General features: G+C 69.7%; 23 protein-coding genes and 1 pseudogene. 8 read left to right on the forward strand and 16 right to left on the reverse strand.

From position 1 onward, the window contains the following. The first annotated feature begins 34 nt into the window (after positions 1-34). Positions 35-1,621: an RNA polymerase factor sigma-54 gene (locus tag AVTE2539_RS20195; protein WP_284394370.1), complete on the forward strand. Its 1,587-nt coding sequence runs from the start codon at positions 35-37 to the stop codon at positions 1,619-1,621. 26 nt (positions 1,622-1,647) lie between these two features. Here the strand turns inward: AVTE2539_RS20195 and AVTE2539_RS20200 are convergent, their stop codons facing one another. Both AVTE2539_RS20200 and AVTE2539_RS20205 read right to left on the reverse strand, forming a co-directional pair. Further along, positions 1,648-2,193 carry a TspO/MBR family protein gene (locus AVTE2539_RS20200; protein ID WP_284413362.1) on the reverse strand — a complete coding sequence of 182 codons (546 nt, stop codon included), beginning with the start codon at positions 2,191-2,193 and terminating at the stop codon, positions 1,648-1,650. Positions 2,194-2,420: 227 nt separating this feature from the next. Then, on the reverse strand, positions 2,421-4,283 hold the full coding sequence (locus tag AVTE2539_RS20205) for a methyl-accepting chemotaxis protein (protein WP_284413364.1): 1,863 nt from the start codon (positions 4,281-4,283) through the stop codon (positions 2,421-2,423). A 205-nt stretch (positions 4,284-4,488) separates the two neighbouring features. Between AVTE2539_RS20205 and AVTE2539_RS20210 the strand changes: the two genes are divergently transcribed. After that, entirely contained in the window at positions 4,489-5,760 is a 1,272-nt protein-coding gene (locus AVTE2539_RS20210) for a THUMP domain-containing class I SAM-dependent RNA methyltransferase (protein WP_284413366.1), read from the forward strand. Beyond that, positions 5,750-6,229 (forward strand): putative toxin-antitoxin system toxin component, PIN family, encoded by a 480-nt coding sequence (locus tag AVTE2539_RS20215; RefSeq protein ID WP_284413368.1) that lies wholly within the window; start codon positions 5,750-5,752, stop codon positions 6,227-6,229. Before AVTE2539_RS20210 ends, AVTE2539_RS20215 begins: the two co-directional genes overlap by 11 nt. 43 nt (positions 6,230-6,272) lie before the next feature. Here AVTE2539_RS20215 and AVTE2539_RS20220 read toward each other — a convergent pair whose 3' ends face one another. Together AVTE2539_RS20220 and AVTE2539_RS20225 are read right to left on the reverse strand one after the other, a co-directional pair. After that, positions 6,273-8,009 carry an ABC transporter ATP-binding protein/permease gene (locus tag AVTE2539_RS20220; protein WP_502868958.1) on the reverse strand — a complete coding sequence of 579 codons (1,737 nt, stop codon included), beginning with the start codon at positions 8,007-8,009 and terminating at the stop codon, positions 6,273-6,275. A gap of 27 nt (positions 8,010-8,036) precedes the next feature. Further along, positions 8,037-8,210 carry a hypothetical protein gene (locus AVTE2539_RS20225; protein WP_284413370.1) on the reverse strand — a complete coding sequence of 58 codons (174 nt, stop codon included), beginning with the start codon at positions 8,208-8,210 and terminating at the stop codon, positions 8,037-8,039. A 195-nt stretch (positions 8,211-8,405) separates the two neighbouring features. On the opposite strand from AVTE2539_RS20225, the pseudogene AVTE2539_RS20230 reads away from it, so the two are divergent. After that, positions 8,406-9,697: pseudogene (locus tag AVTE2539_RS20230) on the forward strand (UDP-N-acetylglucosamine 1-carboxyvinyltransferase). Between the two features lie 6 nt (positions 9,698-9,703). Here AVTE2539_RS20230 and AVTE2539_RS20235 read toward each other — a convergent pair. After that, the gene (locus AVTE2539_RS20235; RefSeq protein ID WP_502868954.1) at positions 9,704-10,573 is read right to left on the reverse strand and encodes a BUD32 family EKC/KEOPS complex subunit; all 870 of its coding nucleotides are present in this window, start codon (positions 10,571-10,573) and stop codon (positions 9,704-9,706) included. Between the two features lie 248 nt (positions 10,574-10,821). Between AVTE2539_RS20235 and AVTE2539_RS20240 the strand changes: the two genes are divergently transcribed. The 4 genes from AVTE2539_RS20240 (at position 10,822) to AVTE2539_RS20255 (ending at position 14,132) form a co-directional block, all read left to right on the forward strand. After that, positions 10,822-11,661, forward strand: a complete 840-nt coding sequence (locus tag AVTE2539_RS20240; RefSeq protein WP_284413372.1) for a UPF0149 family protein — start codon at positions 10,822-10,824, stop codon at positions 11,659-11,661. A gap of 84 nt (positions 11,662-11,745) precedes the next feature. Further along, positions 11,746-13,239, forward strand: coding sequence for a SulP family inorganic anion transporter (locus tag AVTE2539_RS20245; protein ID WP_284413374.1), 1,494 nt, complete (start codon positions 11,746-11,748; stop codon positions 13,237-13,239). Between the two features lie 84 nt (positions 13,240-13,323). Then, positions 13,324-13,755: an STM2901 family protein gene (locus AVTE2539_RS20250; RefSeq protein WP_284413376.1), complete on the forward strand. Its 432-nt coding sequence runs from the start codon at positions 13,324-13,326 to the stop codon at positions 13,753-13,755. After that, the gene (locus AVTE2539_RS20255; protein ID WP_284413378.1) at positions 13,755-14,132 is read left to right on the forward strand and encodes a DUF1493 family protein; all 378 of its coding nucleotides are present in this window, start codon (positions 13,755-13,757) and stop codon (positions 14,130-14,132) included. The genes AVTE2539_RS20250 and AVTE2539_RS20255 overlap by 1 nt, the downstream gene beginning before the upstream one ends. Positions 14,133-14,158: 26 nt before the next feature. Here the strand turns inward: AVTE2539_RS20255 and AVTE2539_RS20260 are convergent, their stop codons facing one another. The 11 genes from AVTE2539_RS20260 to AVTE2539_RS20305 form a co-directional block, all read right to left on the reverse strand. Next, positions 14,159-14,578, reverse strand: coding sequence for a CinA family protein (locus tag AVTE2539_RS20260; RefSeq protein WP_502868959.1), 420 nt, complete (start codon positions 14,576-14,578; stop codon positions 14,159-14,161). A gap of 104 nt (positions 14,579-14,682) precedes the next feature. After that, the gene (locus AVTE2539_RS20265) at positions 14,683-15,222 is read right to left on the reverse strand and encodes a phosphatidylglycerophosphatase A family protein (RefSeq protein WP_284413382.1); all 540 of its coding nucleotides are present in this window, start codon (positions 15,220-15,222) and stop codon (positions 14,683-14,685) included. Further along, entirely contained in the window at positions 15,219-16,922 is a 1,704-nt protein-coding gene (locus AVTE2539_RS20270; RefSeq protein ID WP_284413384.1) for a DUF4139 domain-containing protein, read from the reverse strand. The genes AVTE2539_RS20265 and AVTE2539_RS20270 overlap by 4 nt, the downstream gene beginning before the upstream one ends. A 112-nt stretch (positions 16,923-17,034) precedes the next feature. Next, positions 17,035-17,574, reverse strand: a complete 540-nt coding sequence (locus tag AVTE2539_RS20275) for a chemotaxis protein CheW (protein WP_284413386.1) — start codon at positions 17,572-17,574, stop codon at positions 17,035-17,037. 107 nt (positions 17,575-17,681) lie between these two features. Then, positions 17,682-19,448 (reverse strand): methyl-accepting chemotaxis protein, encoded by a 1,767-nt coding sequence (locus AVTE2539_RS20280; protein WP_284413388.1) that lies wholly within the window; start codon positions 19,446-19,448, stop codon positions 17,682-17,684. A 316-nt stretch (positions 19,449-19,764) separates the two neighbouring features. Further along, positions 19,765-21,537, reverse strand: a complete 1,773-nt coding sequence (locus AVTE2539_RS20285) for a pectate lyase (protein ID WP_284413390.1) — start codon at positions 21,535-21,537, stop codon at positions 19,765-19,767. Positions 21,538-21,910: 373 nt separating this feature from the next. Next, positions 21,911-22,885, reverse strand: a complete 975-nt coding sequence (thiL, locus tag AVTE2539_RS20290; protein ID WP_284413392.1) for a thiamine-phosphate kinase — start codon at positions 22,883-22,885, stop codon at positions 21,911-21,913. A 36-nt stretch (positions 22,886-22,921) separates the two neighbouring features. Next, the gene (locus tag AVTE2539_RS20295) at positions 22,922-23,323 is read right to left on the reverse strand and encodes a GreA/GreB family elongation factor (RefSeq protein ID WP_284413394.1); all 402 of its coding nucleotides are present in this window, start codon (positions 23,321-23,323) and stop codon (positions 22,922-22,924) included. A gap of 401 nt (positions 23,324-23,724) precedes the next feature. Further along, complete coding sequence (rbp, locus tag AVTE2539_RS20300; RefSeq protein WP_284413396.1) at positions 23,725-24,075, reverse strand: RNA-binding regulator; 351 nt, start codon at positions 24,073-24,075, stop codon at positions 23,725-23,727. A 100-nt stretch (positions 24,076-24,175) separates the two neighbouring features. Beyond that, complete coding sequence (locus tag AVTE2539_RS26370; RefSeq protein ID WP_317353765.1) at positions 24,176-24,385, reverse strand: hypothetical protein; 210 nt, start codon at positions 24,383-24,385, stop codon at positions 24,176-24,178. Positions 24,386-24,674: 289 nt separating this feature from the next. Continuing rightward, entirely contained in the window at positions 24,675-25,196 is a 522-nt protein-coding gene (locus AVTE2539_RS20305; protein WP_284413398.1) for an O-acetyl-ADP-ribose deacetylase, read from the reverse strand. Positions 25,197-25,217 lie beyond the last annotated feature (21 nt).

Here is a 25,217-nt window from a genome sequence, read left to right on the forward strand (position 1 = left end):
TCGCGCCTCGGGGCGGCCCGGCGGCACCGGTGTGATGAAGCCGGGGCTGTCGCTGCGCGTCTCGCAGCATCTGGCACTCACGCCGCAGTTGCAGCAGTCCATCCGGCTGCTGCAGTTGTCCACCCTGGAACTGTCGCAAGAGGTCGAGCAAATGCTCGACGAAAACCCCTTCCTCGAACGCACCGCCGAAGAGGCCGCGCGCGAAGAATTCGGTCTGCCGCAGGCCGATGCGCCCGTGAGCGAGGACGACCGCCACACCGAAGAGGCCATCTATTCCGGCGCGCCCGCCGAGTCCAGCGCGGCGGTGGAGTCCTCTTCGGAGGGCGATGCCGCGAGCGCCGCCGAGGCGCCTGGCAGCGCCGACGCCCCCGACTGGGAAGGCGACGGCACCGTCGAGATGGCGCCGGACGACGGCGAATGGGGCGGCGACGCTCCGGCCCGCACGCGCACGGCCGGCGAGGGCGACGAAGCCGACGCCACCGAACTGGCCCGCAGCCACGAGTCGCTCACCGCCTACCTGCACCGGCAGGCGTTGGGCCTGCGCCTGTCCGAGGTCGACACCGCCGCGCTGCGCTTTCTCATCGAGTCGCTCAACGACGATGGCTACCTGGACGAATCGCTGCCGTCGCTCGCCGTGAGCCTGGCGGGCGAGGACGACACCGAGCAGGTCGAGGAGCTGGTGCACCGCTTCACCGTGGCGCTGGGACTGCTGCAGAGCCTGGACCCGGTGGGCGTGGGCGCGCGCGGACTGGCCGAGTGCCTGACCCTGCAGCTCAAGGCGCTGCGCGAGGACGGCGAGGGCGACCCGGAGGTGGTGCAGACCGCGCTGCGCATCTGCCAGCAGCCGCTGGAGATGCTCGCGCGGCGCGACGTGCGCCGCCTGGCGCAGGCCTGCGGCGGCGGCGAGGAGCGCACGCGCGCGGCCATGGCGCTGATCGCCCGCCTGGAGCCCAGGCCCGGCCGCGCCTTCGCCGAGGTGGAGCGCAACATCATCGTGCCCGACGTCATCGTGAAGAAGACCGGGCGCGGCACCCAGCAGAACTTCAGCGTGCAGCTCAACCCCGATGTGATGCCGCGCCTGCGCGTGCACGACATCTACGCCGGCGCGCTGCGCGGCAACCGCGGCGGCGAGGGCCACCAGGGCCTGCAGCAGCGGTTGCAGGAGGCGCGCTGGTTCATCAAGAACATCCAGCAGCGCTTCGACACCATCCTGCGCGTGTCGCGCGCCATCGTGGACCGGCAGAAGAACTTCTTCGTGCACGGCGAGCTGGCCATGCGGCCCCTGGTGCTGCGCGACATCGCCGACGAGCTGGGCCTGCACGAGTCCACCATCAGCCGCGTGACCACGGCCAAGTACATGGCCACGCCGCAGGGCACGTACGAACTCAAGTATTTCTTCGGCTCGGGCCTGGGCACCGAGACCGGGGGCAACGCCTCCAGCACGGCGGTGCGGGCGCTCATCAAGCAGTTCGTCTCGGCCGAGAGCCCGGCCAAGCCGCTGTCGGACAGCCAGATCGCCGAGATGCTGAAGGAGCAGGGCATCGAGTGCGCGCGCCGCACCGTGGCCAAGTACCGCGAGGCGCTCAAGATCGCGCCGGCCAACCTGCGCAAGGCGCTGTAGCCCGCGCCGCGAAAGACGCCGGCCCCTCAGCCCAGCAGTTGCGGATTCAGCCGCCAGACTGTGAAGTTCAACGCGGCGGCGAAGGTGATCCAGGCCAGGTAGGGCGCCAGCAGCGCCCCGGCCAGCGGCCGCAGCCGCCAGAACGCCACCAGGGTGGCGGCCACGCAGCACCACAGCAGGCCGATGTCGGCCAGGGCCCAGGCGCCCTGGTGCCATTGGAAGAACAGCCAGCTCCACAGCGCATTGAGTGCCAGCTGCACGGCGAACAGCCACAGTGCGCGCCGGCGCAGGGCCCCTGCGGGCTCGCGCCACGCCAGCCAGGCGGCGATGCCCATCATGGCGTACAGCGCGCTCCACACCGGCCCGAACAGCCAGGCGGGCGGTGCCCAGGCCGGCTGGGTGAGCTGGGCGTAGAACTGCGGCGCCTGGACCGATGCGATGCTGCCGACCGCAGCAGCCACGAAGGCGATCGCGAGCCAGCCGGCCAGGGCGAGCCAGGTGCGTGGCGTGAGGGGGGCTCGGCCGGGGCGGGCCGGCGCCGAAGGCGCGCGCGAGGGCAGGGTAGGGGTCATCGCGTCATCATGGCCGCCAGAGGGCCTTGGCGCCGTCAGCGAAGGCCGAAAGAAGGAGCGCGCGGGCTTGGATCGCCACCCGACGCCCTTGTGCTTCACCATGAGCCGGTGCCGCAACGCCCGGGCCTGCGCCCGTGGCCCCTCGGCCGGGCGATGTCGCAAAAAAAGCATGTGCTATTAAATTAATAGCTGCATGCCCTAGTAGTTATTGCGCTGGAGGTCGTTTCTTATCGCATGGTCAGGGCGCGGTTCGCGCTGCCCGCGGGGCCGCCACGCGACGGCGCTGCTGCCCCGTGGGCGTCAAGCTTGAAGCCGGCGACCGCGTCGGCCAGCTGCGCCGCCTGCTGCTGCAGCGACTGCGCGGCGGCGGTGGCCTCTTCCACCAGCGCGGCGTTCTGCTGGGTGGACTGGTCCATCTGGCTCACGGCGCTGCCGATCTCGGCGATGCCGGTGCTCTGCTCCTGGCTGGCGTTGCTGATCTCGGCCACGATGGCCGTCACGCGGCGCACGCTGTCCACCACCTTGTCCATGGTGGCCCCGGCGTCCTGCACCAGCTTGCTGCCGGCGTCCACCTGCGTGACCGAATCGTCGATCAGCGCCTTGATCTCCTTGGCGGCGGTCGCGCTGCGCTGGGCCAGTGTGCGCACCTCGCTGGCCACCACGGCGAAGCCCCGGCCCTGCTCGCCGGCGCGGGCGGCTTCCACGGCCGCGTTCAGCGCCAGGATGTTGGTCTGGAAGGCGATGCCGTCGATCACGCCGATGATGTCCACGATCTTGCGGGCCGAGGCATCGATGCCGCCCATGGTCTTCACGACCTGGCCCACCACGGTGCCGCCGTGCGTGGCGATCTCCGAGGCGCCCGTGGCCAGCGTGTTGGCCTGGCGTGCGTTCTCGGCGTTCTGCTGCACGGTGGCGGTGAGCTGCTCCATGGCGGCGGCCGTCTCTTCCAGCGAGCTGGCCTGCTGCTCGGTGCGCGAGGACAGGTCCTGGTTGCCGCTGGCGATCTCGCTGGTGGCCAGGCGCACGGATTCGGACGAGGCGCGGATCTGCACCAGCACCGCCGCGATCTTGTCCACGAAGTGGTTGAAGGCGCTGGCGATCTGGGTGAGTTCGTCGCTGCCGTGGGTGGACAGGCGGCGCGTCAGGTCGCCGTCGCCCGAGGCGATGTCTTCCAGCGCATCGCGCACCACGCCCAGGCGGCGCAGCTGGTGGCTCACGGCCACGGTGACCAGCGCGACGGCGGCCACCACGCTCAGCAGGGTGATGACGATGGCCACTTTCAGCAGCGCGCTGACCGATTGCGTGGCCTCGGCGCGGTCGATGGCGATGGCCAGCGTCCAGGGCGTGCCCTCCACCTTGGCGGCGTAGAGCATCTGGTCGGCGCCGTCCACCTGGACGTCCGCGCGGCTGCCGTCTTCGGCCAGGCGCTTGAGGAGGCTGGCGTCCAGCGTGCCCGCGATGGCCGAGACGGGCTTGAGCGCCAGTTCCGGCTTGGCGTAGGCGAGGATCTTGCCTTCGCCATCCAGCAGCACCGCAAAGCTCTTGGGGATGGGGTGGATCGCGCTGACCTTGCGGGTCACCGAGTCCAGGAACATGTCGCTGCCCACCACCGCGGTGATCTGGCCGGCCGGACCGACCGGCTCCGCGAAGCTGATCGTGAGCTTGCCGGTGGTGGCATCCACGTAGGCGGGGGTGACCACCGGGCCACCGGCCTGCGCGGCCTGCCGGTACCAGGGGCGCGAGGTGCCGTCATACCCGGGGGCCATTTTCGACAGCGAAACATGCCGCTTGTCCGCATAGGTGAAGTACACCGCGTCGAAAGCCCCCGCCTGCTGGGTCGCCTGCAGGAAGGGAATCGGCTCCGCCTGGCCCACCGCGACTTTCAGGGAGCCGGTGACGCGCTGCTTGTCCTTGACCCATTCGGCCACCTCGCTGGCGTGGTTGCGGGTCAGTTGGCCGATCCGGGCATCCAAGTCTGCCAGCGTGTCCTTGCGCACCACGAAGAAAGTGACCAGCGCCAGGGCCAGCAGCGACAGCACGGTGATGGCGACGCAGATGCCGATGAGGCGCGCACGCAGGCTTTTGAACATGAAGGACCTTTGCAAATGGATACACACAAGGGTTCATTCTGACAATTGGTTGACCCAGGGCAAATGACAACTCTGCGGTTCTGCTAGGTGGAAACCCGAATGCCTCGGATTGCTCGGTCTTCGGAACGCCTGCACCCCCGCGGCAGGTGCGTACGGCCCCTCGGCCGCGCAGCGGAGCTGTCAGCGCGTATCCTCGGGGCCGTCTATGAACCAACTGCAACTTTTCCTGCCCTGCGCCGCCGGCGTCGAGGGCTTTTTGGCCGACGAGGTGCACGGCATCACCGGCCTGACCGGCCAGGACCTGCTCACCGGCCGGGGCGGCGTGCTGCTGCGGGCCTCCTGGCGCGACGCGCTGATGCTCAACCTGCACAGCCGGCTCGCGCAGCGCGTGCTGGTGCAACTCGGCCAGCGGCCGTACCGCTCCGAGAACGACCTGTACGCCGCGGCGAGCGAGGTCGCCTGGGAGATCTGGTTCACCCCGCGCCAGAGCTTCAAGATCGACGTCACCGCCCAGCACAGCCCGCTCACCAGCCTGAACTTCGCCGCGCTGCGCGTGAAGGACGCCGTGGCCGACCGCTTCCGCGCCAAGACCGGCGTGCGCCCGGACGTGGACACCCAGTGGCCCGACGTGCGCATCCACCTGCACCTGACCACCGACGAGGCCACGGTGTACATCGACACCTCGGGCGAGCCGCTGTTCAAGCGCGGCTGGCGCGAGGACAAGGGCGACGCCCCGCTCAAGGAAACCCTGGCCGCCGCCATGATCGCGGCCACCGGCTGGGACCCGCAGGGCGACGTGCCGTTGTACGACCCCTGCTGCGGCAGCGGCACCGTGCTGATCGAGGCGGCGCAGATGGCCTGCCACATCCCCGCCGGCATGCAGCGGCGGTTCGCCTTCGAGAAGCTGCTGCCGTTCCAGGCCCATGTCTGGTCTGCTATCAAAAATGAAGCGGAACAGGCAATCAAACCGCCGGCAGTGGGCATCTTCGGCTCGGACGTGTCGCACCGCATGGTGGACTTCGCCCAGCGCAACGCCGAGCGCGCGGGCGTGGCCCAGGCCATCGAGCTGCGCGGCGGCGACGCGCTGCAGCGCATGCCGCCCACCGCCCAGCCCGGCGTGATGCTGCTGAACCCGCCCTACGGCGAGCGCATCGCCGCCGCGGGCACGGCCGGGCGCAGCGCGTCCGAGCGCGCCGGCCACGTGGAGCGCGCGGGCCGCGAGACGGCGCAGACCGAGGACGGCGGCGAGTTCTTCAGCCAGCTCGCCACGCACTGGAAGAAGAACTTCTCCGGTTGGCAGGGTTGGATGCTCACGCCTGACCTCAAGCTGCCCGGCAAGATGCGCCTGAAGGAATCGCGCCGCGTGCCCATGTGGAACGGCCCCATCGAGTGCCGCCTGTTCCGCTTCGACATGGTGCGCGGCTCGGCGCGCGAGCGTCCCCCCCGGCCCGCAGAAAGCCCTCCCGATGCGGGTTGAGCTGCGCCTGCCGGCGCAGGCAGCGGGCAGCGACGCACCGCGTGCCGTGGTGGTGGACACCAACATCGTGCTGGACCTGCTGGTGTTCGCCGATCCCGCCGTGGCGCCGCTGCGCGAGCTGCTCGCCCAGGGGCGGCTGCAGTGGGTGGCCACGCAGGCCATGCGCGACGAGCTCGAGCGTGTGCTGGCCTACCCGCAGATCGTGCCGCGCCTGGCGTTCTACGGCCTGGATGCCGCGGCCGTGCTGGGCGCCTTCGACACCCGGGTGCGCGTGGTGCCCGAGGCGGCGCGCGTGCCCTCGGTGTGCAAGGATGCGGACGACCAGAAGTTCATCGACCTGGCCGTGGCGCACCGCGCCATCCTGCTGTCCAAGGACAAGGCCGTGGTCTGCATGCGCAAGCGCCTGCTGGCGCAGGATGCGCACGTGGCGACCGTGCTGGTGCTGGAACCCGCGGCGTGCGCCGCTTGAGCCTGCTTAAGCCACCCGCCGCGCGCGGCGCCTCAAACCCTCCTCACGCCTCGAACTGAAAGCCCTCGGCCGGGTGCAGGGCCCAGCGGCCCTCGCCCAGCAGCTGCAGCACGTGCGTGTGGTGTGCCAGCACCGCCGGCCGGTGGGCGATGCTGATGATGGAGGCGCCGCTGGCGCGCAGCCGCTCGTACAGCGCCGCTTCGTTGGCGCCGTCCAGCGCGCTGGTGGCTTCGTCCAGGATCACGGTGCGCGGCTGGCGCACCAGTACGCGGGCGAAGGCCAGGCGCTGCTGTTCGCCGACCGACAGCTGCTTTTCCCAGTCGCGCGTGGCGTCGAGCCCGCCCACGCGGTCGGCCAGCTCGGGCAGGTGCACGTCGTTCAGGATCTGAAGCAACTGCGCATCGTCCAGCGCGGTCGTGCGCGCCGGGTAGATCATCTGGCTGCGCAGCGTGCCGGGCTGCATGTAGGGGCGCTGGGGCAGGAAGAACACCTCGTCCAGCGGCGGGTGCTGCACCACGCCGTCGCCGGTGCGCCACAGCCCGGCGATGGCGCGCAGCAGCGAGCTCTTGCCGCAGCCGCTGGCCCCGGTGATGAGCAGCGCATCGCCCGGCTGCAGCTCCAGCGTGAGGTCCTTGACCAGCAAGCGGCCGAATTTCGGGGTGTAGAGCGTGAGCCCGTCGATCGCCAGGCGTTCGCCTTCGCGCGCCTGGATCTCGCGGGAGGTGTCCGGGGCTGCCGCTTTGGTGGCGGGTGCGGGGGGCGTTGCTTGCGAGGCCGGGGCGGCCGACGGGGTGCCGCGCTGGCGGCGTGAATCGCGCTTTTGCTGGCGGCGCAGCTTGCGCGCAGCGGACACGGCCTCGGGCGCCGCCGGCTCCTCGCGCCGGGCCGGTGCGCCGAGCAGGGCCTGGGCCAGCGTGTCCAGCCGGCCGATGCCGGCCACGAAGCGGCTCAGGCTCTCGAAGTTGTCCACGATCAGCGAGACGGCGGCGAGCACCGCCGCGAACGCGCCGGCCGCCTGGATGGCGCGGCCCACCTCCATGTCGCCGGAGAGCACCGCATCGGCCAGGATGATGGCGGGAATCACCACCGTGAGCTGGCTGAACGCGCGCTGGAACAGGTTGAGCGAGCGCTGGCGCTTGATGAGCCGCGCGTAGTTGGTGAACACCGCCTGGAAGCTGTGGTCCAGCTGCGCGCGCTCCTGCGACTCGCCGCGGTAGAACGCGATCGACTCGGCGTTCTCGCGCAGCCGCATCAGCCCGAAGCGGAAATCCGCCTCGCGCCGCAGCTGCCAGAAGTTCAGGCGGATGAGCGGCGCGCCGAACACCCACAGCGCCACCACCGTGCCCAGCAGGGCATACACCGCCAGAAAGGCCACGAGCACCTTCGAGATCGACCACAGCACGGTGCTGAAGGCCACCAGCTGCATGCCCGCGCCGACGAAGATCAGCAGAAAGTGCGTGGAGCGGCCCGTGAAGGTGTTGATGTCCTCGCTGATGCGCTGGTCGGGGTTGTCGATGCCGCCCTGCGTGTTCAGCTCGTAGTAGCGCCGGCCGCCCAGGTAGCCGTCCAGGAAGCGGTGCGTGAGCCAGCGCCGCCAGTGGTTGGAGAACGCATCGCGCATGTAGTAGTAGAAGGCGTACACCGGCACGGCGAAGCCCAGCACCAGCAGGCAGGTGCGCACCGCGTCCCAGAAGCGGTCGCGGTCCTTGGCGGCCAGGGCCGAGGTCATCTCTCCGGTGCGGTCGATCAGCATCACGGCCAATTGCGTCTCGCACAGCATCAGCAGCACCAGCAGGCCGAGCAGGGACTAGGCCGCGACCTTCTTGTCGCCGAGCCAGTACGGCTTGGCCACGCTCATGAACTGGCGCCAGGCGGCGGCGGAAAAAGTGGGAGCGCGCCGGGAAGCGGCGAGGGGGGCGGCGGGGGCGGGTGCCGCGGTGGCTGCCGCGGGGTGCGCAGCGGCAGAAGCAGAGGAAGACATGCAGGCAGTAGGAAAGGAAAGGCGGGAGCGCTGCGGCGAAGATAGGCTGCGCGCAGGCGGGGGCCTGTCGGACGCGGCCCACGGCCGGCTACGGAAACGCACGCGACCCGGGGAGCGCGGCCGCTCGGGCGCCACAGGGGGGAGGGGGTTACAGTGCCGGCTGTTTTCTTTTCGGGTTTCCCCCGCATCCCGCCCATGTCCAATCTCATCGTGCACGGAGGCACGCCGCTGCGTGGCCGCATCACGCCCTCCGCCAACAAGAACGCCGTGCTGCCCGTGCTGTGCGCCACGCTGCTGACGCAGGCGCCGCTCACCTTGCACGGCGTGCCCGACATCACCGACGTGCGCAAGATCCTGGACATCTTCCGCACCCTGGGCAGCGACGTGCGCATGGACCAAGCCAGCGGCACGCTGGAACTGCACCACAAGGACACCGCGTTCGACGCCGCCGCCCACCGCCTGCCCGAGGAGATGCGCTCGTCCATCATGCTGGTGCCACCGCTGCTGGCGCGCTTCGGTGTGGCGCGTCTCGAAGACAACGTGAAGGGCTGCACGCTCGGCGTGCGCGAGATCGATCCGCACGTGGAGGTGTTCCGCAGCTTCGGCGGCGCGGTGGAGCGCGCGCAGGGCTCGCTGCTCGTGCGTTGCGACGGGCCGCTGCACGCCACGCACCACTGGCTCGACTACGCCTCGGTCACCACGACCGAGAACTTCGTGCTGTGCGCGGCCTCGGCCCGCGGCGTGTCCACGCTCAACAACGCCGCGTCGGAGCCGCACGTGCAGGAGTTCTGCCGCTTCATGGCCTGCGCATCGACGGCATCGGCACGTCGCGCCTCACGGTGCACGGCGGCGCGGCGCTGGGGGGCGGCGAGTTCCGCTTCGACGAGGACTTCCACGAGATCACCACCTTCCTGGCCCTCGGGGCCATCACCGGCGGCGACGTGGTGGTGCGCAACAGCGCGCCGGAGAACTTCCCGCTGATCGACCGCACCTTCGCCAAGTTCGGCGTGCGCATCGAGCATGCGGACGGCTGGTCGCGCGCGCACCGCGAGGGGCCGCTCACCGTGCAGACGCCCTTCACCAGCAACGTGCTGACCAAGGTGGAGGCCGCGCCCTGGCCCTACTTTCCCGTGGACCTGCTGCCCATCTTCATCGCGCTGGGCGTGCGGGCGCAGGGCAACGCGATGTTCTGGAACAAGGTGTACGACGGGGCGCTGGGCTGGACGGGCGAGCTGTCGAAGTTCGGCGCGCATGTGTTCTCGTCCGACCCGCACCGCATCGTGACCTTCGGCGGCAATGCGCTCACGCCCGCCGTGGTGGAGAGCCCCTACATCATCCGCGTGGCCATCGCGCTGTTCATGGTGGCCGCCAGCATCGACGGGCGCTCGGAGATCCGCAACGCCACGCCCATCCGGCGCGCGCACCCGCGCTTCGTGGAGAACCTGCGCAGCCTGGGCGTGCAGGTGGAGTGGACGAGCGAGGAGTGACCGCGCTCAGGCGCCCTCTGCGCCTGGGTGGGGGCGGTCAGGGCGCCAGCAGGTCGTAGGCGGCGCGCACGCGCTGCAGGTCGCGGCCCAGGCGGCGGCTGGGCGGCGGCTGGGCGGCAGGTGGCGCAGCCAGCGCAGGCGGCGCACCGTGGTGGCCAGCACCGCGCGCATGTCCGGGCCCTGGGCGCCCAGCCAGGCCGCCCACAGCGTGCGGGCCGCGTCCAGCGCGCCCGCCTGGCGCAGGTAGAGCGCGGTGGACTGGGCGTAGCACAGCGCATCGCGCGCGTGGCACACGGCCAGCGGCAGCGCGGTGGCGGGGTCGTCCTCGAAATCCACATAGCCCACCACGCCGTCGGGGCAGCGCACGAGGTTGCGGGCGAACGCCTGGCTCAGGCAGGTGCCGCTGGCGTGCACCCGGGCGATGGCCTCCAGCCCCTGGCGCCACAGGGCCAGCACGGCCTCGGGGCCTTCGGCCACGGCGTGGTCGATCTCGTTGCCCAGGGAATGGGTTTCCTCATCGGGGGCGCCCAAGTGCCGCATCAGGAAGGCGTCGTGCTGCACCGCCAGCACCTCGGGCGCGCGCAGGCCGCGCGCGGCGAAGTCCTGCAGGCGCCGCACCTCGATGGCGATGGCCGCGGGCCCGCCCGGCGTGGGTACCGGTCTCAGCACCGCCAGGCCCAGCAGGCGCGCCAGTACCGCCATGGCGCGGTAGCGCCCGGCTCCGTGGCTGGCGCCTGCGCGCTTGAGCCACCACTGCTCGCCGGGCAAGCGGTAGCTCTGCACGTTGGGCGCCTGGGTGGCCGCATGCTCGCGCAGGAAGGCCGCGGGGTCGGCGGGGGCGGCGGCGGGCGCTGCAGGATCGGCGTGGGTCGGCATGGGGTCGGTGCGAAAGATGGGGAACGGGCCGGGCCCGGGGTTGCGAACGGGGTGCGAACCGAGGCCGGCAGGGCCGGCCGGGGCCGGGCGGATAAAATCGCCGCCTGCGGCCCGGCCGTGGCCCTGGGCGGGGCTGTCTGCACCTGCCCCCGGCGCCATGCCGCGCCCGCCCCGGTTCGCCGCTTTGCGCGGGCTGCGGCATCATAACGAAGCCTTTTTCTCCCCCCGCCGCGCCCTGGAGCCGCCCCATGACCGAATCCTCCCACGACACCGCCGCTGCCGCCGGCACCGAACCCGCCCTCGACAACGATGCGCTCGACGAGCTGGACACGCTGCTGGACGACCTGCGCAGCCGTGCCGAAGAGATCCCGCAGTGGGAGTTCTGCGACGGCTTCCTGACCGCGCTGGCCTGCACGCGCCGCGCCATTCCCGCCGCCGAATACCTGCCCATGCTGCTGGACGACGGCGGCCCCATCGATGTGACCGAGGGCGCGGGCGCCCCGCTGCCGCTGCTGCCGGCCTTCAAGGACGAGGCCCAGCAGGCACGGTTCATGGAGCTGTGGACGCTGCGGTTCGACGAGGTCAGCCGCCAGCTGGCCACCGAGGTGGAATCGCTGGAGGACGACCGTGCCTTCCAGCCCGAGGTGATGGACATGCGCGGCGCCGTCGCCTGCCTGCCCGAGGAAGAGCGCGACGAGATGGCCGGCCAGGACATTCCCTCGTTCGGCCAAGTGTGGGCACTCGGCTTCATGTTCGCCGTGGAGAACTGGCCCGAGGAATGGGCGGCCCCGCGCGACAAGGACGCTGCACAGTGGCTGGACGGCGCGCTGGAAAACATCGTGGTGCTCACCGAGGACGACACCGGCAAGCCCGAGCACAACCTGTATGCCGAGGACGGCCCGGCCAGCGTGAGCGAGGCCCGCCTGGAGTCGTTCAGCGAAGCCGTCTGGGCCGTGTACGACCTGCGCCAGCTCTGGAAGAGCATCGGCCCGCGCGTGGAGGCCGTGCGCCGCGCCGACACCCCCGGCCGCAACGACCCGTGCAGTTGCGGCAGCGGCAAGAAATACAAGAAGTGCTGCGGCGCCTGACGGGCGCCGGCGCGGCCTGACCGGGCGCTTCTCCTTCCCCTTTCCTTTTGCTTTTACGCGCGCTCCGGCGCGCGTTGCCGTTCCATGACCCCTGCTTTCCTGGCCCGCCTGCGCGCCGAATGGGCGCCCAGCATTCCGCGCGAACTGCTCGCGGGTGCCGTCGCCACGTTCGCGCTGATTCCCGAGGTGATCGCGTTTTCGTTCGTGGCGGGCGTCGATCCCTCCGTGGGGCTGTTCGCCTCGTTCGTCATCAGCATCGTGATCGCCTTCGCGGGCGGGCGCCCGGCCATGGTGTCGGCAGCCGCCGGTTCGGTGGCGCTCGTGGCGGCGCCGCTGGTGCAGTCGCACGGGCTGGGCTATCTGCTGGCGGCGGGGCTGCTGGCGGGCGTTGTGCAGGTGGCGTTCGGGCTGCTGCGCATGGGCGTGCTGGTGCGCTTCGTCTCCAGCTCGGTGCGCACGGGCTTCGTCAACGCGCTGGCGGTGCTGATCTTCTCGGCGCAGCTGCCGCACCTGCGCGGCGCGGGCGCGGCCACCTGGGGCATGCTGGCGCTGGGGCTGGCCCTCATCTACGGCCTGCCGTGGCTGGGCCAGCGGCTGCAGGTGCGGGCGCTCACCGCCATTCCGTCGCCGCTGATCTGCGTGGTGGCGCTCACGCTCATCGCGTCCGCCATGGGGCTGCACCTGCCCACGGTGGCGGACCTGGGCCGGTTGCCCGATGCGCTGCCGCTGTTCGGCCTGCCTGCGGTGCCGGTGTCGCTGGAGACGCTGCGCGCCATCGCGCTGCCGGCGCTGGCGATCGCCATGGTGGGGCTGCTTGAATCGGTGCTCACCGCCGCCGTGGTGGACGAAATGACCGACACGCCCAGCGACAAGAACCGCGAGTGCGCGGGCCTGGGCCTGGCCAACATCGCGGCCAGCTGCTTCGGTGGTATCGCCGGTTGCGGAATGATCGGCCAGGCCGTGGGCAACGTGAAGTACGGCGGGCGCGGGCGCCTGTCCACGCTGTTCGCCGGCGTGTTCCTGCTCATCCTGATGGTGGCGCTGAAGGACTGGGTGTCGCGCGTGCCGGTGATCGCGCTGGTGGCCATCATGGTGATGGTGTCGGCCTCGACGTTCGACTGGAAGTCGCTGGGCGCCGTGGTGCGCCACCCGCGCCTGTCCAGCGCCGTGATGCTCGCCACCGTGGCCGTGACGCTCGCCACGCACAACCTCGCGGCCGGCGTGGGCGTGGGGGTGGTGCTGAGCGGCGTGTTCTTCGCGTTCAAGGTCGCGCGCCTGCTCGGCGTGCGGGCCGAGGACGATGCCGCCACCGACCTGCGCACCTGGCACGTGTCGGGCCAGGTGTTCTTCGCCTCGGCCGATGCGTTCATCGAGGCGTTCGACATCCTCGCGGCCGAAGGGCGCCCGGTGCGCATCGACGTGTCCCGCGCGCATTTCTGGGACGTGACGGCCGTGGCCGCGCTGGAGAAGGTGGTGCAGCGGCTGCGGCACCACGGGGCGGTGGTGGAGGTGGTGGGATTGAACGAGGCCAGTGCGGGGCTGGTGGAGCGGCTGGGGCCGGGTGGCAATACCCTTTGATAGCAAAGAATTTCTAATGATTGGTGTTAATTATTTAGAAAATAACTTGCTTTAAAGTCAACCCTCATTCTTGAGGGAGTTGACTTGGCTAATGGGTATCGTTTTGGCATCCACGAACAGTTGGAGCCACAAGAGCTTTTCTTTTTGATTTTTGTCGATACGGCTGCAAAACATTTTGGTATCGAAGACGTTGCGGCGCTGGGAGCCATTGTCGCTGGCTACCCTGTGCTTTCAACCAGAGGGAAATTCAATGGTGCCACCCGTGGAACCTCGATCGCTTCCGTCGTTGCAAGGAAAGCGCTGCCATTCAAATTGAAGTATCAGATGCTGCCGACGGTGACGCTGAAGAGCATGGCGAGCTTGAAAATATTGTTTGTCAGGAACATCGGCGCTTTTGTAGGGAGAACCATCCCGGTTGTTGGTGTTTTCATGCTGGCATATGACGCCTATCGGATTTCTACTGAATCTGTGCGTGCCTACAACGCGCTCGCCAAAGAAGAGGATAGGATTTTCTGATGGTCATCAATCCAGTCGCCGCGGTCGAGGCATTCGCCAGAAAAGAGTCTGGGGTTCTCCCAAGCCGAAATCTTCACTCAGAGACAACGATCGAGGACGATCTCAGCATCACGGGCGACGATGCGGTGGAGTTCATGGAGACCTTCTTCGCGGAGTTCGGCGTCGATTCCAGCGGGTTCGATTTCGGACGGTACTTCCACAACGAAGGGTTCAATCCATTGCAGTTGTTTTGGATGCCTTTCCGCCGCTATCGGGATCGACAGAAGAAGGTGCCGCTCACCTTGGGCATGCTCGCGAAGTCCGTTGAACTGAAGCGCTGGGATGCCGCCCGCATCGAATCCGCCGGACCGAGGGAGGCCGCCGCTCCACGCGCATGAGGCCGACGGCCGCGAGGCGTGGGTGTTCAGTGCAGAAGATCGGCCAGCCGCGCCAGCGCATGCCGCACGGTGGCGGCGCGCACGGCCGCCCGATCGCCCGCGAAGCGCACCATCTCGCTGTGGGTCTGCCCCGCCACCGACCAGCTGAACCACACCGTCCCCACCGGCTTGTCCGCGCTCCCGCCCCCGGGCCCGGCCACGCCCGTCACGGCCACGCTCACCTGCGCCAGCGAGCGCGCCACGGCGCCCTCGGCCATGGCGCGCGCCACGGGTTCGCTCACGGCGCCGAGTGCTTCGATGAGGGCGGCGGGCACGCCCAGCAGGTCGGTCTTGGCGGCGTTGGAGTAGGTGACGAAGCCGCGCTCGAACCAGCGGCTCGAACCGGCCAGGTCGGTGCAGGCACCGGCGATCAGCCCGCCCGTGCAGCTTTCGGCGGTGGCCAGCATCGCACCGCGCGCTACGAGCGCCCCGGCGATGTGGGTCAAATGGGCCTCCAGCGCAATATTTTCTAGGGCATATTGCTCTGATTTTGATAGCAAATCGTCCGGTGTCACCACAGATGCCTCCAGAGCGCGATCACCACCAGCGTGCAGAAGGCCGCCACCAGGTCGTCGAACACGATGCCCCAGCCGCCGCGCCAGCCGAAGCCCTTGAACAAACTGTCGGCCCAGGCCACGGGGCCGGGCTTGGCGGCGTCGAAGAAGCGGAACAGCGCGAACGCCGCGCACTGCCCCCAAAAGCCCATGGGCATGGCCAGCCACAGCACGAGCCAGAAGGCGATCACCTCGTCCCACACGATGCTGCCGGGGTCGGCCACGCCCATGTGGCGCGCGGTGGTGGTGCAGGCCCACCAGCCGACGAGCGTGCCGGCCAGGATCAGCACGCCGAAATGCAGGGGCGCGAGCCACTGCTGCAGCACCAGGTAGGCCAGCCACGCCCACAGCGTGCCCACGGTGCCGGGTGCCTTGGGCGACAGGCCCGCGCCGAAGCCCAGGGCGATCCAGTGCGCCGGGTGCGACCGCATGAAGGCGGCGGTCGCGCGGCGCGGTGCGGCGGCGGGCGTGGCAGGGGCGAAGGGGGCAGCGTTCATTCCCGCTCCCTCAGCGCGATCTCTTTCGGGTAGCGCACGGTGTGCGTGGCCGTGAAGCGCGCGGTGGCGCCGGCGGCCAGCGGCTGCTGCCAGGCGATGGTGCCGGGCGTGCGGTTCCAGGCCGTGTCCTGCGGCGCGGGCGTGTAGCGGGATTCGACCTCGATCTTCTCGTTGCGCGAGACCGGCGCCGCATCCAGCACCTGCAGCGCGATGGCCCGGGCGTGGCGGTTCTCCACGCGGTAGGCGCGATCGGTGCGGCGCTCGGTGCGCCCGCCCGTGAAGCCGGCGCTGCCGGTGGTCTCCTGCGGCGGCTCGGCCTGCACGATCACTTGGTCGTCGGCCCCGAACCACAGCGTGGCCCTGCCGCCGGCCGTGGCGTCCTGCGCGAAGTCCAGCGTGTCGTTGCCGATGAAGGCGCCGTCGCGGTACAGCCCCACGGGCCCTGCGGGCCAGGCGCCCGGAGGCGGCGCGATCTCGGCCACGAGATAGGCCGTCTCCTGCCGGGCGGGCACGGCGCGCGTGAGCAGCGTGGCGGCCGCGTTGTGCGTGCCCAGGGCCAGCGTGGTGCGCTGGCCGTTCGAGGGCACGGTGATGCGCTGGGGCACGGCGAACTGCGTGGCGTAGGTGCCGGCGAACGCGGTGACGTCGAAGCTGGGCGGCTCGGCTTCCTCGGCCACGCTGGCCGGCGCGGCCATCGCGGCGGGTGCCGCCGGTGCGGGCAGGCGGGCCATGGCCATCTGCGGCTGCGGGGGCGGCGCCACATCGAGGGTCCAGGCGCCGGGCGCGGGGCCGCGCGTGGCGCGGGTGGCGGCTTGCGTGGAGAGGGTGAGCCGCACGTCGGTCCAGTCCTCACCACTGTTTTGCGCGACGAGCGCCAGGCGCTCCAGCACCACGGCGCCGGTGTCGCTGTTCAGCACGGCGCGGTAGGTGGGCTGCCAGCCGGGGCCGCGCACCTGGTAGGTCAGGCGCAGTTCGCCCTCGCGCTCGGCGGCGAGGTGGACGGCGACCGACACGGCGCGCGCCCGTGGGCCGCCCGCGTTGCGGTTGCGCTCGGCCACCAGGGGCTTGAGCGCGAGCTCCAGCGCCTCCTGCCGGCGCTTGAGCGCGTGCGAGCGGGTGAGGGCGTCGAGCGAGGTCTTGCGCAGCGCATCGGCCGTGGCGCCGATCTGGCCCGGGCTTACCGCTGCGGCGGGGCCCGCGGCCGGGCGGCGGTCGGGCGGCGGCGTGTCGGCCGCGCTACCGGCGTTGCCGGCCACGCCCTGCAGGTAGCGGTTCACGAGCTGCAGCGAGGCGGTCTCGGCACGCACGGCGGCCAACTGGTCTTCCAGGTCCTGGATGCGGCCGTCCAGCGGGCTGGCGCAGCCGGCGGCCACGTCGCGGTCTTCGGTGGTGATCTTGAATTCGCCCACGCGCACCCCGGTGCCTGCGGCGATCTGCAGGCTGGCGGTATCGATGGAGGCGGGCAGGCATCGGAACACGGCGCTGCGGGCGCCGGCGGCCACGCGCGCGGTGCGCTCCACGGTGGCGCTGCCGGGGGAGACGGTGACCTGGGTGATGCGCGAGGCCACGCTGTCCTGCGCCAGGGCGGCGCCGGTGCCCAGCAGCGCCGTGGCGCTGGACAGACAGGTCAGCAGCGCGGCCAGGGAGGTGGTCGGCCGTGCGGTGGGCGCGGGCCGCAGGGAGGGCAGGAAATGGATCAAGTGCGGCTCCTGGGTGGGCTGGCGGATGCAATCGTGGGGCGGGCGGCAGGATACCGCGCCCGGCGATTATTCACCCGTGCCCGCCGCAGCCGCGGCCGCAGGCGCTCGGTGATCAGTCGGCGAAGGCCGCCGCGGCCGCTGCGGCGGGCCTCATGTGGGTCGGCCGCATGCGGCCCAGCGTTTCGCTGCCCACCAGGCCCTCGATGTCCACGAGGATGAGCATGCGGTCGTTCACGCTGCCCAGGCCCAGGATGAATTGGTCGTCCACGCTGGAGGACAGCTGGGGCGCGGGGCGGATCATCTCCGCCGTCAACTCCACCACATCGGAGACGGCGTCCACCACCGCGCCCACGGTGTACTGGCCGACATTGAGCACGATCACCACGGTGGAGTGGTTGTACTCGGCGCTGGCGCAATGCAGCCGCAGACGCAGGTCCACGATGGGAATGATGATGCCGCGCAGATCGACCACGCCCTTGATGAATTCCGGCGCGCCGGCCAGCCGCGTCGGCGGCTCGTAGGAGCGGATTTCCTGCACCTGGAGGATGCCGATGCCGTACTCCTCATCGCCCAGGCGGAACGAGAGGAATTCGCCGCCCTTGCTGACGGCATTGGCGGCGGTGGTGTCGGTGGGCGATGAAGAAAGGGCCATGGCGGATCTCTTGCAGGCAATGGAGGAAGAAAAGGGGTCCCGGCGGCGTCCGGTGGCCCATCGTACCGGGGCGGGACGATGGGCCATGGACGGTGCGCGGGGGCGGGTCAGAAGTTCTGCCAGTCGTCTTCGCTGCCGCCGCCCGCCATGGCGAGCGACGGCTGGCTCGGGCTGGGCGCGGCGGCCTTCTTGGGCGCAGCCGCCATGCGGGCCGGCGCGTGCGGTGCCATGGCAGCGCGCAGCGGGGCGGGCTTGGGCGCTGCGGCGCGGGCCGGGGCGGAGGCCGCCACTGCGTGCAGGCTGGGGGCTTCGTGGTCCAGGCGGAACACGCTCACCGCCTGCACCAGCTTGCCCGCCTGGGCCCGCAGGCTGTCCGCCGCCGCGGCGCTTTCCTCGACCAGCGCGGCGTTCTGCTGCGTCACCTGGTCGAGCTGGCTCACGGCGTCGCTCACCTGGCCGATGCCCAGGGTCTGCTCCTGCGTGGCGGCGCTGATCTCGCTGATGAGGTCGTTCACGCGCTTGACCTGCGCCACGATGTCGGCCATGGTGCGACCGGCCTCTTCCACCTGCTGGCTGCCCGCGTCCACCTTCTGCACGCTGTCGGTGATGAGGCCCTTGATCTCCTTGGCGGCGTCGGCGCTGCGCTGCGCGAGGCTGCGCACTTCGCTGGCCACGACGGCGAAGCCCCGGCCCTGCTCGCCGGCACGGGCGGCCTCCACGGCGGCGTTGAGCGCCAGGATGTTGGTCTGGAAGGCGATGCCGTCGATCACGCCGATGATGTCCACGATCTTCTTGCTGGAGGCGGTGATGGCCTCCATGGTGTCCACGACCTGGCCCACCACCACGCCGCCGCGCTGCGCCACGGCGCTGGCGGAGTCGGCCAGCTGCGTGGCCTTGCGGGCGGTATCGCCGTTGTTCTTGACGGTGGCCGTGATCTCTTCCATCGAGGCGGCGGTCTGCTGCAGGTTGGAGGCCTGCTCTTCCGTGCGCTGGCTCAGGTCGGCGTTGCCGGTGGCGATCTGCGTGCTGCCGGTGGCGATCGAGTCGCTGCTCTGGCGGACCTGGCCCACCACCTGCGCCAGGCTGTCGCGCATGGCCTTCATGCCCACCAGCAGGCTGGCCTGGTCGCCTGCGCGGGTGCTCACGTCCACGGCGAGGTTGCCCGCGGCGATCTGGCGCACCACCTCGGAGGCGTAGTCCGGTTCGCCGCCGAGCTGCCGCGTGATGGATCGGGTGACCCACACGCCCAGGGCGCAAGCCAGCCCGATGGCGAGCAGTGAGCCGGCTACGATGACGCTGGCATTGAATGAGCGCATCTGGTCTGCCGCAGCGGCACGGCTGTTCAGGAGATCGCTTTGGACCTTGTCGAATTCGGCGTGCAACGCACGGAATCCATCCATCGTGGCCTTGTCGTTGCTTTGTCCGACTTGCCCCAGCAGATCCTGCGTTGTTTTGGTCCCTGCAGCGATATCGCGCCGCAATTGGACAAGGCTGCTCATGACGGCCACAAACTCCGCGTTCTTCGCCTTCATGGCGTCCAGCCGCTGCTGCTGCGCCGGATTGGCGACGGTCAATTGCTTGGCTTGCATCCACGCCTCGTCGAATTCACGGATGCCGGTGTTCCAGGGCTCGAGAAACCGTTCTTCAACGCTGAGAAGATAACCGCGGACGCCGGTTTGCATGTTGACCATGCTGCTGAGCAAGGTGTTGGCTGTGTCCATCACTTGGTACGTGTGGACGTTCAACTTCTCGGCTTTCTCCAATTGGGTACTGCTGTATAGGGACGACGCGGTGACGGCCAAAAAGATACCGATGACGGTACCGAAAGCGATCAGAAGTCGCCGGGAAACGGTCAGGGTGCTGCGCGGGGTCATGTCAATCCTCTCTGGTCTGGCGGGGGAGCTGGAAATGCAATCTTTCGCAGAAATGATAAATTTGAAACCCAAAAATGTGTATCAAAAAATATCTGAATTCTGGAAATTTCGACCCGCGGAAAGAGAATTGCGTCGCGTTGAGCCCTTCTTGCTCTCTTTTTATTTGATAAATATGATACTTTGTGCGCCAATCCATTGGGTGCGACCCAATGAAAGGCAGCCTGCCGGCCCGGAATCCGATCCCGGGCCGGCAGGCTGCGGCAGGTGGCCACAGCGTTGGACGCTGGGGCGAAAAAACGTCAGTGCCCGCGCTGCATCACGCCTGCGGTGCGACGTAGGCGATGAGCCGCCCCATGCGGCGGATCCACTCCGAGGTGACGATGAACTGCGGCTTGTCCCGCTTCACGTAGGGCGGGACCTCCGGCGGGTTGTCGGCCGGGTAGGGCGACGTGTCCCAGGCATCGCCCACGTGCTTGCTGCGGTAGGCGGTGCCGGTGTAGGCCGCCGAGGTGCCGTCGCCCTGGTAGGGGTTGACGACCTCGGGCACGGGCGAGGTCCAGTAGCCCTTGGCGCCCAGCTCGTCCACCAGCGCCTGCGCCTCGCTGTCGGGCACCTTGGGCGTGGCCATGGTGGCGCCCGCGAACAGGTCGGGAAAGTCCACTTCGCGGATCGAGAAATACCGGGGCAGCGCGCGCGTGGCCGTGCCGGCCTTGAGGGGCGAGCGCGCCGCCATGGCGGCCACGGCCGCATCGCTCATGCCATCGAGCTGCTGGTAGGTGGACTCCAGCCCCGCGATGTCGATGGCGCGGCCCGCCGAGTAGTGGCTGACGGTGTTGGCCCAGTCCTTGTCGGCGTAGTAGCCGCCGTTGTGGATGTTGGAGCCGTAGCGGTGCACGTACAGCGGCGCGTTGGTGCCCAGTTCCACGAACGTGGGGTGGGTGCGGCCGCCGCCCAGCAGCGGGCTGCCCGCGATGGCCGCCGCCGGCAGCGGGCAGGTCTTGAGCCAGGCGATGGCCTCGGGGATGCGCGCGAGATAGCGGCGCTCACCCGTGAGCTGGAAGTAGTTGAACAGCTGGCGGATGTTGGTCTGCGTGGTGTGTGTGGCCAGCGAGCGGGGCTCGTAGCTGCGCGCGCCGGCCGGTGCGCCGGCCGGGCGGCCGGCCATGGGGCGCGACAGGTGCTGCAGGCTCCAGCCGGCCTGCGGACCGCTTTGCTGCATGAGGCGCATGCATTCCATGGCGCGTGCGATGGGGGCCAGCAGGCGCGTCTCGCCCAGCGCCATCACGCACATCGTGAGGAACTTGATGTTCTCGCCCATCACGTCGTCGTTGAAGGTCACGTGCAGCGTGTAGTCGCCGTCTTCCATGCCCGAATGGGCGCCCGCGGGCACCTGCTCGGGGTGGGGCGAGGGCATGGCGCCGACCGCGCCGGGAAAGTGCGGGAACCGCTGCGGCCAGCCGCCGTTCGCCACGCCGTATTCGGGGCCGAACTGCGCGTTGAGCACGAAGTCGATGGCCTTTTGCAGCGGCGCGAGAAAGCGCACGTCGCGCTTTTCCACATACATGCGCAGCAGCAGCTGCGAGGCCACGGCCGTGCCCGCGTCGTCGAACGTGGCGTTGCCGTAGTAGTGCTGGAACTCCTCCAGCCGCCAGCCGTTCTTGCCGATGGTGTCGTACCACTGGCGCAGCGACGCCTCGCCCGCGAAGTCGTGGATGTAGTTCCAGCCGCCCGAGGCGTGCTGCGCCGCGACGATGGCCAGTGTGGTGCGCTCGGCGGCCTGCAGGAAGCGATCGTCGCCGGTGGCGTGGTAGGCGTCCAGGTACACGTGGCCGACCGAGGGCGTGCCCGGCGGCTGGATCCAGCACATGGTGCGGTAGGCCTCCATCTCGCCGAAGGTCTGCTTCAGGTCGGGCGAGTACGACCACACGTAGCCGCCGCGGTACGAAACCACCTCGTCCATGTAGTCGGCGGCGCGTCGCAGCGCGGTGGCCGCCTCTCCCTGCGGGCCGGATGCGCCGCCCGAACCGCCGCCACAGGCGGTGAGCCACAGCGGCGCGAGCGCCGTCAGCGCGAAATCTCTGCGTTTCATGGAATGTCTCCTCTCGTCTTCGATGCAAGGAATGCACGCGCCGTCGGCGCGGCGATCGCAGCCTGGGGATCCCGGCTGTCTTTTTGTGTAGATCATCTTGAAGGATGTCGTACAACTTGGCGGCGATTGTGGGAGGCCGGGGAGAGGAGGCGATGCGTGTTTACCCGGTCTGCCACGCTCCAGAGGGCTCGTAAGCCTTTGGTAAGGCGCTTCGAGTTAGTACCTACTTAGGCGCAAACGATTGCGCGGCCGGTATCGGCCGCCAATGTCGGGACGGCCGAAAGCGTGATTTCAGTGGCATTTCGTCACAAAGTGGTACGACAACTGCCGCTTTGCCGGGGCGGCGATGTCCCGCAAGTGATTGCGCTGCCGATCACCGGAAGTGGTCGTATGACGAGTATTGCTGGGGGAGGGACAGGCCCTGGGCATCCACCAGCCGCAGGCCGGGCGCGGCCTCGATGGTGCCGATGCGGGCCACGGGCGTGGCCGTGGCCTGCCCGGCGGCCTGGACCTCGGCGCGGTGCTCGGGCGCGGCGGTGAACAGCAGTTCGTAGTCGTCGCCGCCGGCCAGGGCGCAGCGCAGCAGGGTTTCGTGGTCAAAAGCCGCTGATGCCCTAGTACTCATTGCCCCTATTGCTACTAATTCAATAGCATTCTGGGTGTCGATGCGGGCCCCCACGCCCGAGGCCTGCAGGATGTGGCCCAGGTCGCCCACCAGCCCGTCGCTCACGTCGATGGCGCTGCGGGCCAGCCCGCGCAGGGCCTGCCCCAATGCCACGCGCGGCGTGGGGCGCTCCAGCCGCTCGCGGGCCGGGGCCAGCCAGGGCGCGGGCAGGGTGCGCTCGCCGCGCAGCGCCTCCAGCGCCAACCGCGCGTCCCCGAGCGTGCCGCTCACCCACACGTCGTCGCCCGCGCGCGCGCCGCTGCGCAGCAGGGCCTGGCCGGCGGGCACTTCGCCGAACACGGTGATGCAGATGTTGAGCGGCCCGCCCGTGGTGTCGCCGCCCACCAGCTCGCAGCCGTGCGCATCGGCCAGCGCCAGCAGCCCGCGCGAAAAGCGCTCCAGCCAGTCGCTGTCGGCACGCGGCAGCGACAGGGCGAGCGTGAAGGCCAGCGGCCGGGCGCCGCACGCGGCCAGATCGCTCAGGTTGACCGCCAGCGCCTTGTGGCCGAGCGCCTCGGGATCGACGTCGGCAAAGAAATGGCGGCCCTCCACCAGCATGTCGCTGGAGACGGCCAGGTGCATGCCCGGTGCGGGCGCGAGCAGCGCGCAGTCGTCGCCCACGCCCAGCGCGGCACGGCGCACGGGGCGCTGGAAGAAACGGCGGATCAGATCGAATTCACCCATGGCAGGAGCATACGGTGCGGCAGGCCACGGCCCGCGCTACGTCTGGTAGTCGCCGCTGGCCTCGGGCTGAAAGAGGATGGCGACGACCTGCGCCGCGCAGGTGTCGCCGTTCGGCGTGAGCCACTTCGCGACGTCCCCCACCTTCAGGCCCAGCAGGCTGCTGCCCACCGGCGAGAGCACGGAGATGAAGCCGGCCGTGGGCTCGGCATCCCGCGGATAGCAGACCGTGAGCGTCTGGCGCCGGGCGGTCTGCACATCGACCAGCTCCACGCGCGAGTACATCGTCACGACATCGCCGGGCACGGCGCGCGAGCCGGTCACCTCGGCGCTGGTCAGCAGCGCGGCCAGGGCGGGGGGGAGTTCGCGCCCGGGCAGTTTGCTCAGGCGGGCGAAATCAAGTTCGGTGAGCGTGCGCTCGCCGTGAATCGTTGCATGCATCGACACACTCCATCGAATGAATGCGGGCAACGCCCAAAAGAGGGTGCGCCCGCGGCCGCGCGAGGCGGGGGCCCGGCGGCGGAGGGTTGCGCTGAAAGAAGAGGAGAGGGGAGCGGACCGCCGGGCTCAGGAAGGTGCGGGCGGCACCGGCCGATGCGCTCTCTTGGCGGCCGCGTACGCGCCGGCCGCTGCGCGGGGCAGTGTGGCGTGGGGGCCGGAGAGGGGGAAGCGCATGCGGGCAGTGTAGGCCGTCATGCGGGCGGCACCCGCAATGGCCTCACGCCCTTTGCCAGATTGGGTGCCCCCTCGCGCTGCGGAGCGCGCCCAGGAGCGGCATGCAGGGCGGCCAGGCAAAAAAAACCGGCCCAGGAGGGCCGGCTTTTCGCGGAGTGCGGCAGGGCTCAGTAACGGCCACCGCCAAAACCACCCGTGCCGTAGCCCACGTCGGAGCGCTTGTTCGCGCCGTAGCCCGCTGCGCTGTAGCCGCCCGAGCCGCCGCCTTCTTCGCGGGGGCGGGCCAGGTTCACGACGATCGAGCGGCCGTCGACGGACATGCCGTGCAGTCCGGTGATGGCGGCCTGCGCGACTTCGGCGGACGCCATTTCCACGAAGCCGAAGCCCTTGGAGCGGCCGGTTTCACGGTCCATCATGACCTTGGCGGAGGAGACGTTGCCGAACTCGGCAAAGTTGCTTTGCAAGATCGCATCGGTCACGGAGTAGGGCAGGTTGCCCACGTAGATTTTGCTGCTCATGGAAAGAGCCTTTCTGAAAGAGGTGCGCAACGAATGGCGCGCCGTTGGAGGACGGTGGTGCGAAGGGGGAAAAGGGAGCTGCCTTGGCAGACCCTGGGCCTCAGCACGCCGGAGGATGCGGCATGCTCGTTTGCAGCCAGCCCTGGGTGATGGCAAAGAGCCGGGCGGCTTCGCGGGATGCAAAGGCTTTGTCGAAACGGAATACGCGGCAGTAGCTGCCGTTACCCTGGGATCGATGGACCGAGAAGGAGGCACGGAAGCGGCCACAGTCGGTCGGGTGTGTCGAGGGCGAGACGACGTATGGGCCCATGGGAATGGCGGTCTTGGAAATCTAATTCATTCAGGATCGCAGGCGGGAGAGGGCCTGCGTGAGCATCGAGGAACTCGGTCGGCTGCAGCTCGGCAGATCGACAGGGCGACGAAGGTCGCAAAAGGCGGCCTGCTGGGGGCCGATGGCCGGTTCCCAGCAAGCGTTGCGGTGATGGCACGGGTCAGGCGCCAAGACTGCAACAAAGGGCATTATATCACCATTGAGAATTTAAAAGTCAATTAATATTCTCGATGGTTTTAAAGGGGTGCCTCCCAGCCACCCCTCGGGGCTATTCGGCCGCCTGCCCAAGCACCGCCCGGTATACGGACAGGTCCTGCTCCGAGAAGCAGCAGAAGGTCACCTCCCGAATACCGGGCGTCTGCGCGAGGGTGGCATGCACCGCATCGACGGCCACCACCGCCGCCTGCTCGATCGGGTAGCCGTAGATGCCCGTGCTGATGCAGGGAAACGCCACCGTCCTCGCCCCGCGTTCGCTCGCCAGCAGGAGCGATTTGCGATAGCAGGAGGCCAGCAGGCCCGCCTCGCCGTTCGCGCCGCCGCGCCACACCGGGCCTACGGTGTGCACGATGACGGAGGCCGCCAGCCGGTAGCCCCGGGTGGCTTTCGCATCCCCGGGCTTGCAGCCGCCCAGCAGGCGGCATTCGTGCAGCAGTTCCGGACCGGCCGCGCGGTGGATGGCGCCATCCACCCCGCCCCCGCCGAGCAGCGACGAATTGGCCGCGTTGACGATGGCATCCACCGCCAGCTGGGTGATGTCGGCGCGCAGCGCGCGAAGCGTGGCGTTCGCCATGGGCACAGCCTGGCGTCGGCC

Source organism: Acidovorax sp. SUPP2539 (genome assembly GCF_030158975.1).
Lineage (GTDB): Bacteria > Pseudomonadota > Gammaproteobacteria > Burkholderiales > Burkholderiaceae_C > Paracidovorax.

What these genes read in the sequence shown, in the direction of transcription:
- AVTE2539_RS20220 (WP_502868958.1), bottom strand. Translation starts at nt 8,009, where the DNA reads ATGCTGTGCGAGACGCAATTGGCCGTGATGCTGATCGACCGCACCGGA.
- AVTE2539_RS20245 (WP_284413374.1), top strand. Translation starts at nt 11,746, where the DNA reads ATGACCCCTGCTTTCCTGGCCCGCCTGCGCGCCGAATGGGCGCCCAGC.
- AVTE2539_RS20275 (WP_284413386.1), bottom strand. Translation starts at nt 17,574, where the DNA reads ATGGCCCTTTCTTCATCGCCCACCGACACCACCGCCGCCAATGCCGTC.
- AVTE2539_RS20205 (WP_284413364.1), bottom strand. Translation starts at nt 4,283, where the DNA reads ATGTTCAAAAGCCTGCGTGCGCGCCTCATCGGCATCTGCGTCGCCATC.
- AVTE2539_RS20280 (WP_284413388.1), bottom strand. Translation starts at nt 19,448, where the DNA reads ATGACCCCGCGCAGCACCCTGACCGTTTCCCGGCGACTTCTGATCGCT.
- AVTE2539_RS20305 (WP_284413398.1), bottom strand. Translation starts at nt 25,196, where the DNA reads ATGGCGAACGCCACGCTTCGCGCGCTGCGCGCCGACATCACCCAGCTG.
- AVTE2539_RS20200 (WP_284413362.1), bottom strand. Translation starts at nt 2,193, where the DNA reads ATGACCCCTACCCTGCCCTCGCGCGCGCCTTCGGCGCCGGCCCGCCCC.
- AVTE2539_RS20240 (WP_284413372.1), top strand. Translation starts at nt 10,822, where the DNA reads ATGACCGAATCCTCCCACGACACCGCCGCTGCCGCCGGCACCGAACCC.
- AVTE2539_RS20235 (WP_502868954.1), bottom strand. Translation starts at nt 10,573, where the DNA reads ATGCCGACCCACGCCGATCCTGCAGCGCCCGCCGCCGCCCCCGCCGAC.
- rbp (WP_284413396.1), bottom strand. Translation starts at nt 24,075, where the DNA reads ATGAGCAGCAAAATCTACGTGGGCAACCTGCCCTACTCCGTGACCGAT.
- AVTE2539_RS20225 (WP_284413370.1), bottom strand. Translation starts at nt 8,210, where the DNA reads ATGTCTTCCTCTGCTTCTGCCGCTGCGCACCCCGCGGCAGCCACCGCG.
- AVTE2539_RS26370 (WP_317353765.1), bottom strand. Translation starts at nt 24,385, where the DNA reads ATGGGCCCATACGTCGTCTCGCCCTCGACACACCCGACCGACTGTGGC.
- AVTE2539_RS20210 (WP_284413366.1), top strand. Translation starts at nt 4,489, where the DNA reads ATGAACCAACTGCAACTTTTCCTGCCCTGCGCCGCCGGCGTCGAGGGC.
- AVTE2539_RS20255 (WP_284413378.1), top strand. Translation starts at nt 13,755, where the DNA reads ATGGTCATCAATCCAGTCGCCGCGGTCGAGGCATTCGCCAGAAAAGAG.
- AVTE2539_RS20260 (WP_502868959.1), bottom strand. Translation starts at nt 14,578, where the DNA reads ATGCTGGCCACCGCCGAAAGCTGCACGGGCGGGCTGATCGCCGGTGCC.
- AVTE2539_RS20285 (WP_284413390.1), bottom strand. Translation starts at nt 21,537, where the DNA reads ATGAAACGCAGAGATTTCGCGCTGACGGCGCTCGCGCCGCTGTGGCTC.
- thiL (WP_284413392.1), bottom strand. Translation starts at nt 22,885, where the DNA reads ATGGGTGAATTCGATCTGATCCGCCGTTTCTTCCAGCGCCCCGTGCGC.
- AVTE2539_RS20295 (WP_284413394.1), bottom strand. Translation starts at nt 23,323, where the DNA reads ATGCATGCAACGATTCACGGCGAGCGCACGCTCACCGAACTTGATTTC.
- AVTE2539_RS20195 (WP_284394370.1), top strand. Translation starts at nt 35, where the DNA reads ATGAAGCCGGGGCTGTCGCTGCGCGTCTCGCAGCATCTGGCACTCACG.
- AVTE2539_RS20215 (WP_284413368.1), top strand. Translation starts at nt 5,750, where the DNA reads ATGCGGGTTGAGCTGCGCCTGCCGGCGCAGGCAGCGGGCAGCGACGCA.
- AVTE2539_RS20265 (WP_284413382.1), bottom strand. Translation starts at nt 15,222, where the DNA reads ATGAACGCTGCCCCCTTCGCCCCTGCCACGCCCGCCGCCGCACCGCGC.